The sequence below is a fragment of the Streptomyces asiaticus genome (assembly GCF_018138715.1).
Lineage (GTDB): Bacteria > Actinomycetota > Actinomycetes > Streptomycetales > Streptomycetaceae > Streptomyces > Streptomyces asiaticus.
Genome location: NZ_JAGSHX010000006.1, coordinates 6,099,459 through 6,111,996, shown reverse-complemented (window position 1 = coordinate 6,111,996; position 12,538 = coordinate 6,099,459). Strand labels below are relative to the sequence as shown.

Genomic DNA, 12,538 nt, shown 5'->3' with positions numbered 1-12,538 from the left:
CGCGACATAAGGCCGACACTGCTCGGGGACCGCCATGACGCGCTGGGAAGCCCGGCCTGCGGCCCGTCGCGCCGGCCGAACACGACCGGTCCATCGACCTGACACCGTGGCACGTACCGCGTGTCGTGGCGCGCGGCTCGCGCGTCATCGTGCCTCTCGTTGGGATCAGCGTGGTCTGCAAGCGACCGGTCGCTCTGCGCGAGCGGAGTGTGACGCGTAAGCGGCAGGGCATCCTGTCAATCCCCGCAGCCCATCCTGTCAACCCCCGCGGCGGGGATTTCCGCCCTGGTGTACGTGTCGGGAAGAATGCCGGGACGATGACGTCACCAGCTTCCGGTCCGCGCGGCAGCGAGCACGCGCCGTTCATCCATCTGACCGTGCCGAACGCGGCCTTGTACCGTCAGGTGATGCGTGCGTTCCTCGCGGCGAAGGAGCGGTTCGCGGTGCATCTGCGGCCCGAGGACGTGCATGCCGCGCTGGCGCCGGAGTACCGGCCGACGGATCCGGACGCGGTGGTGAAGGCGCTGGACAGCCTCGTGGAGTGGGGCAATCTGCGGGCGGATCCGGACACCTCGCGGGTCACCGCGGTCGAGGACTTCTACCGCAAGCGGTTCATCTATCAGCTCACGCAGGCCGGGGAGGCCGCCGAACAGGCGTTGTCGGTGTACGACGAGGCGCTGGGGCGGCGCGGTGCGCTGCAGGCGGTGGCGCTGCACGACATCGTCACGCAGCTGCGGGCCCTTCTGGTGATCGTGGCTGAGCGGGAGGAGGGCGGGCCCGACGCGGCGAAGGCGCATCTGGCGCTTTCGGCGCTGACGGGCCGGTTCGAGGCGCTGGCGGAGAACGCGCGGGCGTTCATGGGGTCGCTCCAGCGCACCATGGATCTGCACGGTGTGGAAGTCGAGGTGTTCCTCGCCTACAAGGACCGGCTGATCCAGTACCTGGAGCGGTTCATCCAGGACCTGATCACGCTGGGCGGGCGGATCGCGGTGCTCATCGGCGAGCTGGAGCAGGACGGGCGGGCCGGGGTGCTGCTGCGGCTGGCGGCGGCCCGTGAGGCGGCCGACGCCGCGCCCGAGGACGCCGAAAGCGCCGAGGAGCAGGCGTATGAGCGGTGGGCGGCGAAGTGGTCGGGGCTCACCGCCTGGTTCGTCTCCGCGGACGGCCGTGAGTCGCAGGCCCGGCTGCTGCGCGGGCGGGCCCTCGGGGCGATCCCACAACTCCTCGCGGTGGTCAGGCAGTTGAATGAGCGGCGGGCCGGGCGTTCGGACCGGTCCGCGGACTTCCGCACCCTGGCCCGCTGGTTCGCCGAGGCCCCGGACGACGAGGCGCGGCACCGGCTGTGGCGCGCCGCCTTCGGCCTGTACTCCGCGCGTCATCTGACCGTGGACGCCGATACCCTGGCCGAGCGCACGGCCCGCCCGGTGCCCGCGTCCACGTCGTGGGCCGAGGCCGAGCCACTGCGGATCAGCCCGCAACTGCGCCGTACCGGGAGCTACGAACGCCGCGGGCGGGCCCGCCGGGTGCGGGACCGCTCCGAGGAGCGACACCGGCTCGCGGAGATCGCCGCCAGGCAGGCGGAGGAGATCGCCGCCGCCCGTGCCCGGCTCGCGACGGACGACACCATACGGTTGTCCACGGTGGGAGAACTGGACCCGGTGGCCTTCGGGCTGTTCTTGCAGCTGCTCGGCGATGCCCTGGCCACGTGGCGACCCGGTATGACGAACACGGTGGCGACCAGCAACGACGGCTCGATGGAGATCCGGCTGACGGCCCTCGCCGACGGGACGACGGCCGAGATCCGTACGCCCGGCGGGACCTTCCGCGGCCCCGACCACCTGATCGAGATCACCGACCTCACCCGGCCCGGCCGCGCGGGACGGCCACCCACCGGCCGAGACGATTGAGGGGGAGCCATGACCACGCCCCTGGGCGAGGTGCTGGACGGCCGGCGAACGGCCGAGGTGCACAAGGCGGCCCGGACGCTGTTGAAGGAGCCGCTGTTGCTGGCGCGGGGCTCGCACGCGGACGAGTTCCGCTTGGTACGGCAGCACGCCTCGGAGCTGCGCGACTGGTTCGACCGCAACACCGGCTGGTCGCTGCGGGTGGACGCGGAGGCCGCCCGGCTGGCCCGGACGCCCGGCACCTTGGCCGATCCCACCCATCCGGCGCGCGAGGCGTCCCGTGGCCGCGCCCCGTTCACGCGCCGCCGGTATGTGCTGCTGTGTCTGGCGCTGGCCGCGCTGGAGCGGGGTGAGGCGCAGATCGCCCTGGGCCGCCTGGCCGAGCAGGTGGTGCTGGACGCCGCCGATCCCCACCTGGCCGCCGCCGGGGTGGAGTTCACCATGGAGCGCCGCGACGAACGCCTGGATCTGGCGGCGGTGGTGCGGCTGCTGCTGCGCCATGGGGTGCTGCGCCGGGTGGCCGGCGAGGAAGAGGCATACGTCAGCGGTAGCGGCGACGTGCTCTACGACGTGCAACGGCGCGTCCTGGCCGGGCTGCTGGCCGCCCGCCGGGGCCCGTCGACGATCATCACCGAGGACTTCGAGGACCGGCTGGCCGAGCTGACCGCCGAGAGCGCGCTGGACAGCGACGAGCTCCGCTTCCGCGCGATCCGCCAGCGGCTGACCCGGAGGCTGCTGGACGACCCGGTGCTGTACTACGAGGAGCTGACCGACGAGGAACTCGTCTACCTGACCCGCCAGCGCGCCTTCCTCACCGCCCGCATCATGGAACTGACCGGCCTGGTTCCCGAGGTGCGGGCCGAGGGCATCGCCATGGTCGACCCGCACGACGATCTGACCGACGTACGGATGCCGGAGCAGGGCACGCACGGGCACGTCACCCTGCTGCTCGCCGAACACCTGGCGGCCATGGACGGCGAGGTGAGCCGCGCCGACCTCGAACGCAAGGTTCAGGAGCTGGCCGCCGAACACGGTGCGTTCTGGTCGAAGAGCGCCAAGCAGCCCGGCGCGGAGGCGGAGCTGGTCGGCCAGGCGCTGGAGAGGCTCACCGCGCTCGGCCTGGTCGCCGCCACCCCGAAGGGCATCGTCCCGCTGCCCGCGCTCGCGCGGTACGCGGTCGGCGAGACCGTCGTGACGGAACCGGGACCGGCATCCTCCCGCACACCCCGTGCTCCTCGCACGCCCCGGACACCCAAGCGAAAGGCACCGCAGTCGTGACCGCCCTGCCCGACCCGACACCCGGCCGGTGGCAGCCGCTGCGCATCGGCCTGGTCGACCTCTTCCACTACGACACGGAGGAGTTCTGGTTCCGCGACGGCCGCCTGCTGCTGCGCGGCAACAACGGCACCGGCAAGTCCAAGGTGCTCGCCCTGACCCTGCCCTTCCTCCTGGACGGCGACCTGTCCGCCCGCAGGGTGGAACCCGACGCCGACCCGGGCAAGCGCATGGAGTGGAACCTGCTGCTCGGCGGCCGGCACCCGCACCCGGAGCGGCTCGGCTACACCTGGATCGAATTCGGCCGCCGTGACCAGGACTCGGGCCGGGCCCACTTCCGCACGCTGCTGTGCGGGCTGAAGGCGGTAACGGGCCGCGGTATCGCCCGCCACTGGTACGCGGTCACCGACCAGCGCGTCGGCGAGGAGCTGACCCTGCTCGACGCCACCGGCACCGCACTGTCGCGGGATCGCCTGGCCGAGGCCATCGCCGGCCGCGGCATGATCTACGACCAGGCGAAGGCGTACCGCAGGGCGGTCGACGAGGCGCTGTTCGGGCTCGGCGAGCGGCGCTACGCCGCCCTGGTGGACCTGCTCATCCAGCTGCGCCAGCCCCAGCTGTCCAAGCGCCCCAACGAGACGGCGCTGTCCCGCGCGCTGACCGAGGCGCTGCCGCCCATGGACCAGGCGGTGATCGCCGATGTGGCCGAGGCGTTCCGCTCCCTGGACGAGGAGAAGGAGGAACTGCGAGCGGCCGGTGAGGCCGAACGGGCCGCCTCCGCCTTCCTCGACCACTACCGCCGCTACGCCCGCGTGGCCACCCGCCGACGGGCTCGGCTGCCACGCAGCGAACACGCCCGCTACGAACAACTGCACCGTGATCTGTCCCAGGCTCGGACCGAGCGGGAGGAGGCCGAGGGGCAACGGGCGGAGGCCGCGGAGCGGATCGCCCAGCTGGAGGAGACGGCCGTGCGGCTGACGGCCCAGGACGCCGCGCTGCGCGCGGTCCGGAGATGCGCAGCGCCCGGGAGCTGGAGCAGGCGGCGGCCGATGCGCGGCGCACCGCCGGCGAGCGGGCCCGTGCGGAGGCGGACCGGGACCAGGCCGCCCAGGCGAACTCCCGCGCTCTCGGCCGCCTGACGGGCGCCGAAGGACGGCTGGCGGCGGCCGAGCAGCGGGTCGGGAGCACGCTGCGCCAGGCAGGGGAGACGGCCAGAGCGGCCCGGCTCGACGACGTGCTGGGGCCCCACGACGCAGTCCCGGAGGCGGAACTGCGCCACGCGGCCGAGGAGTCGGTGGCACGCCGGAGGCGCACCCTCGACCACGTGGAGGAGCTGGCCGCGGGGGCCGAGCAGGCTGCCGGCGAACGGCGGGCCGCGGCCCGCCGCCTGGACGAGACCCAGGCCGAGGCCGCCCACACCACCGAACGCCAGGTCCAGGCGGAGGCGTCCGCCACACAGGCGGGCCAAGACTTGGTGGGTGCCGTACGCGAACACCTCGACCGGTGCACGGAACTGGACCTTCCCGACCCGACGGGGCTCCTGGACGCTCTGGACGACTGGGGCACGCATCTGCACGGCCCCAGCCCCGCCCGGGAGCAGACCGCGGCAGCGCACCGCGCGCAGGCCGCGGACCTGGCCGACCAAGCCGCCGCACTCGGCCAGCGGCTGGCCGAACTGGCCGAGCGGAGCACCGCGGCGAGAAGGGAGCTGGCGGAGCTGGAGGCCGGTGGCCAGCACGGACCGGAGGCACCCCGCACCCGTACCCCGGGCCTGCGCGACCGGACTCCCGGAGCGCCTCTGTGGAGGCTGGTCGACTTCCACGACCACGTCACTCCGGATCAACGGGCGGGGCTGGAGGCCGCGCTGGAGGCGTCCGGGCTCCTGGACGCGTGGGTGTGCCCGGACGGCACCCTTCTGGAGGCGAGCGGGCACGACGTGCTGCTGTCCCCGCCGGCTTCGCATGCGCCGCCGGTCGGCTCCGTCCTCGCCGACGCGCTCCGGCCCGCCGTCGACCACGGCGATCCCCGGGCCACGCAGGTCGGTGAACCGGCCGTGTCCGCTCTCCTGGCGGCCGTCGGTCTCGGGGGCGCCGGTGCACCCGGCACCTGGGTGGCGGCGGACGGTCGCTTCCGCATCGGCGCGCTGACCGGCAGCTGGTCGAAAGAAGCAGCCGTGTACGTGGGTGAAGGCGCCCGCGAGGAAGCACGCCGCGCCCGGATCGCCACCCTGCGCGGCGAACTGGACGCCCTGACCGACAGCACGGCACGCCGCGAAGCCGAACGCGCCACGGTGGCCGCTCGCCGACGCACCCTGGACGCCGAACTGGCCGCCCTCCCCGACGACGCCCCCCTGCGCCACGCCCACGCGGTGGCCGCCGCGGCGGCGGACGCCGCCCACCGGGCCCGAACCCGCCAGGAGGAACGCGCGGCCGAACTCACCGAGGCGGCCCGCCGCGAGGCCGAAGCGGCCACCGCACTGACCGAGACGGCCGACGCCGTGAACCTGCCCGCCGACCGACCGGCCCTCACGGCCGTCCGCCGGGCCCTGGCCGACCACACGGCCGCCCTCGCCGCCCTGTGGCCGGCCCTGCGCGACCGGGCCGAGGCGCGCCGCGCTGTCGCCGACGAGCAGGCGGAAGCCGGCCGGACCGGGGAACGGGTGGCCGAACTGGACCAGCGTATGGCCGAGGCGGCCCGGCTCGCCGCCGCCGCGGACGAACACCACACCACGCTCCGCTCGACCGTCGGCGCGGCCGTCGCCGAGTTGGAGCGCCGTCTGGCCGAAACCGCGGGTGCCCTCGCCACGTGCGAGCGGGACCAGAAGCAGGCCCGACACGAGTACTCCGCCGCGGACCGCCGCGCCGGCCGCGCCGAGGGCCGTATCGAGCAGCTTGACAAGGACGTCCATGAAGCGGCGGCCACGCGCGCCGCGGCCATCGCCGCGCTCCAGCGGTTCGCGACCACCGGCCTGCTGACCGTCGCCCTGCCCGAGGCTCCCGTACCGCCGCTGGACGACGGCTCCTGGGCCGCCACCCCGGCGATCGCACTCGCCCGAGCGATCGAGGCGGCACTGTCCGGTACGGACGACTCCGAGGGCGCCTGGGAACGCGTGCAGAAGCGGCTCAGCGAGGAGTACAAGAAGCTCCAGGACGTCCTCTCCCGGGGCGGCCACAGCGCCACGGCGCGCATGACCGAGGACGGGATGATCGTCGACCTCGTCTACCAGGGCCACGGGCGGGCCGTGCCCGAACTGGCCGGGGCGCTGGCCACCGAGGTCCAGGAGCTGACCCGCATACTGTCGGCGCACGAACGCGAAATCCTGGAAACCCACCTGCTGACCGAGGTCGCCGGCACCCTTCAGGAGCTGATCGACACCGCCGAGCGCCAGGTACGCGCCATGAACACCGAGCTTGAGCAGCGGCCCACCTCCACCGGCATGAAGTTGCGCCTGATGTGGCAGCCCTCCCGCAAGGCACCGGCCGGACTGGCACAGGCGCGGGCGCGGCTGCGCCAGTCCGCCGACGCCTGGGCGGCCGAGGACCGGGCGGCGGTCGGCGAGTTCCTGCAAGCCCAGATCGCCCGCGCGCAGGCCGAAAACGCCACAGGCAGCTGGCTGGAAGTGCTCACCACCGCGCTCGACTACCGCGCCTGGCACGAATTCGGCATCGAACGCCACCAGCACGGCGCCTGGGTGCCCGCCACCGGGCCCGCCTCCGGCGGCGAACGCGTCCTGGCCGTCTCCGTACCCCTGTTCGCCGCCGCCTCCGCTCACTACGCCACCGCCGCTCCCCACGCCCCGCGCCTGGTCACCCTGGACGAAGCCTTCGCCGGCGTCGACGACGACTCCCGCGCCAAGTGCCTGGGCCTGCTCCACGCCTTCGACCTGGACGTGGTGATGACCAGCGAGCGTGAATGGGCCTGCTACCCGCAAGTGCCCGGCATCGCCATCGCGCAGCTCTCCCGCGTCGACGACATCGACGCGGTCCTGGTGACCCGCTGGCAGTGGGACGGCACCGAGCGGGCACGGGCCCCCGAACCCGACCGCCGCATGGTGACGGTCCCCGCACCGGCACACTCCCCCGGGGCGCCCGAGCCCACCCCCACCGAGAGCCCCGCACCCGACCAGGACGCCCTGTGGGCCTGAGAAGTGACGCGGGGCCACCCGTGACGAGGAAGGACCGCCCGTGGCGAGAAAGGGGGAAGGCCCTCACATGAGCGCATCCGACACCCCCGCCGGGCGCGTCGACCACGGCCGCCTCACCCGTCTCCTCGGCGATCCGGGCTGTGCCTGGCTGCTGGACCGGATACGCCGCCGCATGGAACGCGCCGAGCCACTCACCGGCCCGGTCATCCTGGCCGCGCCCACCGACGGCGAGCGGGCCGCCGCCGAGCGCCTGCTGGGCCGAGCCCCCGGCGGCGGGCGCTCGCTGAGCGTCCGGCTCGACGCCGTCGACACCATCCTGCGCCGCTCCGGCGTCAGCCCCGACGGCCTCGCCACCGCCGTCATCGCCCTCACCGGACCCGTCACCCTCCTCAGCGACGCACGCCGACGGGAGGCGGACGCCTGGCACGACGCGTACACCCCGCTCACCGTTTTGTGCTCCGAGCGGCCCGAACTGGCCGACTGGTGTGAGCACATACGCGTGAGCGGCCTCGTCCGCCGCCTCGCACGCGGCCCGGAGGCCGCCCGGGCCCTGGTCGCCTCCACCGCGACGGCGCTGCGGAGCCTGCCCGCGGATCCGGCCGTCTCCCTCCCGGCCTTCGCCGCCCGCGCCCTCGGCGATGCCCACGCCCTCGACGACGGCACCCCGCTCGCCACCCTCGTCCACTCCGGCATCCGCGCCCTGACCGGCTTCCCCGACGGCACCGGAGCCGAGTGGCGCCGCGAAGCATGGGCCTCCGCGGGCCTCCTCAAGGACGCCCTGTCCTCCACCGTCCTGACCCTGGGCCTACGCGGCACACCCGCACTCGACTGGGCCACCGGCACCGGGGAACCCGCCGTGCTCACCCTGCGCCAGCTCACCCGCACCCCTCCCCGCGAGGCGCCCCCGGTGGTGCACATCTGCGAGAACCCGACCGTGCTCGCCACCGCGGCCGACACCTACGGCCCGGCCTGCCCACCCCTGATCTGTCTCCAGGGCCAGCCCTCGGCCGCCGCCCTCACCCTCCTGCGCCACCTGCACTCCCACCGGGCAAAGCTGCTCTACCACGGCGACTTCGACTGGGGCGGCATACGCATCGCCGCCGCATTGCTGCGACGCGTGCCCTGGCACCCCTGGCGCTACACCACCGCCGACTACCGCGCCGCCGCCAGCAGAAGCCCCATGGCACCATCCCTGACGGGCACACCTGCCACCGCTCCTTGGGACCCCGACCTGCGGGCAGCCCTCAGCGAACTCGGCGTACGCGTCGAGGAGGAAACCGTCCTCGACGAGCTCCTGACCGACCTCGCACCCTGACAACTCACAGGATCGCGTGGAGTATGCGTTGCAGCATAAGGAGCATGTCCGAGTCCACCCAGAAGTACTCGATCACGATGCCACGGGACATCGCCGAAGCCGCTCGCGCTCGCAGCGGGCCGTCCGGCCTGTCCGCATACGTCACCGCGGCCGTGGCCCGCCAGATCGAGCACGACAACCTCAACGAGCTCATCACGGTCGCCGAGGCCGAACACGGACCGATCACCGACGAGGAGGTCCAAGCGCTCCGGGACCAACTCCAGCAGGCCCGTAGGCGGCAGACACCCGACGGAGCGAACAGGGCATGACGCGATCACCCGCCAGCGCACCCGGCGGCATCCTGGTCCTCGCCCGTACCCGGTGGCTCTGCGACGGCCGAACCACCGGAGGCGGCTCCGCGCGGTGCGGGCGGGGCGCCGGCCGGTTATGTGCGTGCTCGGGTCACCGGCAGCGGGAAGGCCGTCTGGATCACCAGCTCACCGGGCATCGATGGCTCAGTTCGTCCCCATATGCCGCGTCCCCCGCCGGGGGGGGCACCTCGCAGAAGGTGCCAAGCAGACCCCGCCATCAGCCCAGACGCTGAGTGCGGGGTCTTCGCGTGTGCGCACCCGGACGCCGCCGAAAGCCGGAGCCCGAAGCGGTTTGGCACCGTCAGACGTCCGTGACGGTGACGTGGGCGGCGGGAGTGGTCACCGCGACGCGTAGCGTTCCCTCGGCCGAGGGGACGAGTTGCGCCACCGTTTTGTCCTCTTCATGGAGGGCGAACAGGGCAGGCACAGAGGCACCCGTGGCGACGTGGCGTACGGTCCAGTTGGCGTTCTCGAGGTACGCCTGTGCCCGTCCGATCGCGTCGGCTGCCTCCTCGGCGGTGAGCGGGTCGGTAGACCAGTCGTGGTGGAGCCAGGTGCCGTCGGCGTCCTCAACGGTACGCACGCCGTTGTCCTCGCCCCGCGAGGCGTGCCTGACCCGCAGCGCGTCGTAGATCCGGCTGGAGTGGTCGAGGGCACGGCGCACACCGGGGTCGTCGGCGGCCGGCGCCGAGTGCAGAGCCGTGTTGTCGGCCTTGGACGCGGGCTCATCGGCGGGGGCGAAGCAGGGCGAGGTCACCCCGATGGAAGCGAGGCCCTCCCCCTTGGCCCGGTCCACGACCCCGGTGACGGCGTCCATCCAGAAGTCATCGGGTTCGGTGCGCATGTCGACCGATGGAAAGGGCTTGGACCAGTCCTCGTCGGAGTCCTGGAATTTGTAGCCCTGCTTCACCCAGGCGTCCCGGGCCTGCCGCACCAGTTTCTTGGCCGCCGAGCCCGGGACCCCGGTGAGGTCGTAGCTGAGGCTGAGCTGCAGCCGATCGTCAGAGCCATGGTCATCGGCGACGCAGGGGCCCACGGGCACGGGGCCACGTCGCTTGAGAGTCGGCTTGGGCGACATGCCGTCGACGGCCTGGTGAATGATCTCTTCTGCGCGCTTGGTGGCCTGCTCTTCATCCATGGTGACCTGCTTCGATGTCGCCTTGTCGTGCTTGCCCTGGCCGTCCTGCTCCGATCCGCACGCCGTCGTCGCGAGCGCCAGGGCCAGCAGGGCGACCGCCACCATCATGGTGCGTAGTTTCACGGTCGCCCTCCGGTAACGATCTCGGCCATGTGTTTGAGGGATTCTCCCTCCCAGTACTGGGAGTGGGCGGGCATGAGTCCGTCCGAGCCGGGGGCCTTCCCATCGGCGACCTTGAACGTCTGACCACCGAAGTCGTCGGTCGTGGGGTCGGTCCCGTGGACGATCGTGTGGTCGTCGAAGAGCCGCACGTACTCCATCGGGTTCAAAGGCGCCAGGAACCCGGCTTTGGGAGGGGCGAGGTTGATCAAGTCGTTCTTGGCGGTGGCCGCCCACATGTGGTCCCGCGGGATGTTCAGGTCGTCGGCATGCTTGACCCCCATGCCCGGACTACCCACGGCGATCGCGTTGTCCACGGGCACATCGGGGTGGTCCCGCATGGTCTCTCCGGCCACCAGGCTGCCGTAGCTGTGACCTATGAGCGTCGAGTTCACATGTCCACCGTGAGCCGTATCGATACCGGTCAGGAAGTCATTCAAGGGCTTGCGGGCCTCGTCGGCGAACTTGGTCTCCGAAGCGTCTCCCATGATGCTCTGTGGCGCGTCATAGCCCAGCCAGAGAATCGACGCCGTCGAGTGATGCCGATCCGCACGCTCCGCCTGCCTCTGGAGGAGCTCCGCCCTGCGGATGTCACCGTCGACAGAACTCAGCTTGGCGAAGGTTCCCGGCACGTAGGTGGCTACGTTGTCCGCCATGTCGGGGTTGCCTATGGACACGATGGCGTGCCCGCGATTCTGGTTATCGATGCCCAGGAGATAGGGACGGTTGTTCTCACCAGTGTAGGTGTCGAAGCGACTCTGGATGGCGTCCATGCCGTCGATACGGCTCTGGATCTCCTTGCGTTTCGCGTCCCACCTCTTCCACTCCTCCGTCGGCACCTGCACATTCTCCATGGTGGTGCCCGTCATCGGGTTGAGGTACGGCTCGTAGTGCTTCGGCTCCTTCTTCAGCCAATCATTGAGCTGTCCCTGTGCCGCGCCGCGGGTCTCGGCGAGCACGAGCTGGTTCGCCTCACTGCGTACGTCGGCCGGGAGTCCGTCCATCCGGCCGACCGAGTCGGGGTGCAGGGTGATGTACTCGGCCCGCTGCTCCTCGCTGAGGCCCTTCCACCACGAGGCGTTCTCCTTGGGAGTGCCCTGCTTCGGCGGGTCCTTGAGCAAGTCCAGGTAATCCTTGGCGGCCTTGTTCACCCCGCCGGTGTCGGACTTCACATCGACCCAGTCACGGCCCGAAACGACCAGATCGTCGTCGGCCTTCAGCGCTCGCAGCTTCGGCGCCCACTTCTCGTCCGCCTCCGTGGCCTCCTCCAGCGCATGCGCGATGCGGTTGGCGATGCCCTGGGCGATCTTGAAGTTCGGGTTGGGATCGAAGTTGGCCGCCTGCCGGTCGACCGCCGACGCCGTCGGATCCGTGACACCGTCGGCCTTACCGCCCTCGGGCTTCTTGCCGTCGCTCTCCTTGCCGGCCGCCGGATAGCTGACCGAGCCGTCGGAATTCACCGTGAACTTGTGAGACCCGGCATCCTCCAATGCCGCGTCCAGCTTCTTCTTCGCCGCGTCCACATCGAAGGCGAAACCGTTCAGCGCCGTACTGATCAGCCCGCATTCCACCTGTGTGTAGTGGAAGTTCCGCGACAGCTGCCGTAACTGTCCCTGCGCCGCCTCCAGTGCCTCGCCTTTCAGGGAATTCCGCATCCCGACCGCTATCTGGTTGTCGATATGCTCTTTGGCCGCGGACGCCATGCTCCCCATCGCTCGATACCCGTCGGCAGCGTTTTCGAACTCCGATGGTTTGAGCGCCTTGAGCGTCGTGAAGTCCATGCCCGCCTCACCCGTGCGCGGTCCGGCCGCCGACGGCGGGCGTGTCCTCGTACTTGGCCTTCAACTTGTCGACCTCGGCTTTGACCGCTTGGTCGATGTTCGCGTGATCGTGGCCCGTCTGCTCCATCGCCTTCCTGAGCTCACCGCACCGCTTGCTCACGTCCTTGGCGTAACGCTTCCAGGAGTCGAGGACTGCGCGCTGGGCCGCGGCGGTCTGGCACCCCGCGTCCTTACCCAACCCCTTCTGCCCCTCATCGAGCTCCGTCAGCGCCTTTCGGATGCCTTCACGTAGCGACCCGACGCCCTCACCCGCCTTGCGCCACGCCGCCTTGCTGGATTTCAGGTCCCCCGCTCCGCCCGTTGACTCCGTCCCGGCACTGTCCAGCTTCATCCGCCCTGCGGCGTTCTGCTTGAGCTGGGTCCATTCTTGCGCGAACGTCACCCCGTTGCCCCTCCCCGATTCTGTCGCTGA

Annotated in this window: 9 protein-coding genes; 6 read left to right on the top strand and 3 right to left on the bottom strand. The window is 71.7% G+C overall.

What is annotated here, in order from left to right; translation table 11 throughout:
* Positions 1-317: 317 nt before the first annotated feature.
* From KHP12_RS33715 to KHP12_RS33695, 6 genes are all read left to right on the top strand, one after another.
* Positions 318-1,907 carry a TIGR02677 family protein gene (locus tag KHP12_RS33715; RefSeq protein ID WP_086881455.1) on the top strand — a complete coding sequence of 530 codons (1,590 nt, stop codon included), beginning with the start codon at positions 318-320 and terminating at the stop codon, positions 1,905-1,907.
* Positions 1,908-1,916: 9 nt separating this feature from the next.
* A complete protein-coding gene (locus tag KHP12_RS33710) occupies positions 1,917-3,182 on the top strand; it encodes a TIGR02678 family protein (RefSeq protein ID WP_086881456.1) in 1,266 nt (421 codons plus the stop codon).
* Complete coding sequence (locus KHP12_RS51490; RefSeq protein ID WP_246648757.1) at positions 3,179-4,318, top strand: hypothetical protein; 1,140 nt, start codon at positions 3,179-3,181, stop codon at positions 4,316-4,318. The genes KHP12_RS33710 and KHP12_RS51490 overlap by 4 nt, the downstream gene beginning before the upstream one ends.
* Positions 4,210-7,323 (top strand): TIGR02680 family protein, encoded by a 3,114-nt coding sequence (locus KHP12_RS33705; protein WP_246649208.1) that lies wholly within the window; start codon positions 4,210-4,212, stop codon positions 7,321-7,323. The genes KHP12_RS51490 and KHP12_RS33705 overlap by 109 nt, the downstream gene beginning before the upstream one ends.
* 67 nt (positions 7,324-7,390) lie before the next feature.
* Positions 7,391-8,638, top strand: coding sequence for a TIGR02679 family protein (locus KHP12_RS33700; protein ID WP_211834010.1), 1,248 nt, complete (start codon positions 7,391-7,393; stop codon positions 8,636-8,638).
* A gap of 44 nt (positions 8,639-8,682) precedes the next feature.
* A complete protein-coding gene (locus tag KHP12_RS33695) occupies positions 8,683-8,946 on the top strand; it encodes a magnesium transporter CorA family protein (RefSeq protein WP_086884867.1) in 264 nt (87 codons plus the stop codon).
* A gap of 343 nt (positions 8,947-9,289) precedes the next feature.
* Here the strand turns inward: KHP12_RS33695 and KHP12_RS33690 are convergent, their stop codons facing one another.
* Genes KHP12_RS33690 through KHP12_RS33680 form a run of 3 tightly spaced genes read right to left on the bottom strand, consistent with a single transcriptional unit; the run spans position 9,290 to position 12,508 of the window.
* A complete protein-coding gene (locus tag KHP12_RS33690; protein WP_308016845.1) occupies positions 9,290-10,249 on the bottom strand; it encodes a hypothetical protein in 960 nt (319 codons plus the stop codon).
* A complete protein-coding gene (locus KHP12_RS33685) occupies positions 10,246-12,066 on the bottom strand; it encodes an alpha/beta hydrolase (protein WP_211834009.1) in 1,821 nt (606 codons plus the stop codon). Before KHP12_RS33685 ends, KHP12_RS33690 begins: the two co-directional genes overlap by 4 nt.
* Before the next feature lie 7 nt (positions 12,067-12,073).
* Positions 12,074-12,508, bottom strand: a complete 435-nt coding sequence (locus KHP12_RS33680) for a hypothetical protein (RefSeq protein WP_244203260.1) — start codon at positions 12,506-12,508, stop codon at positions 12,074-12,076.
* Positions 12,509-12,538: the final 30 nt, after the last annotated feature.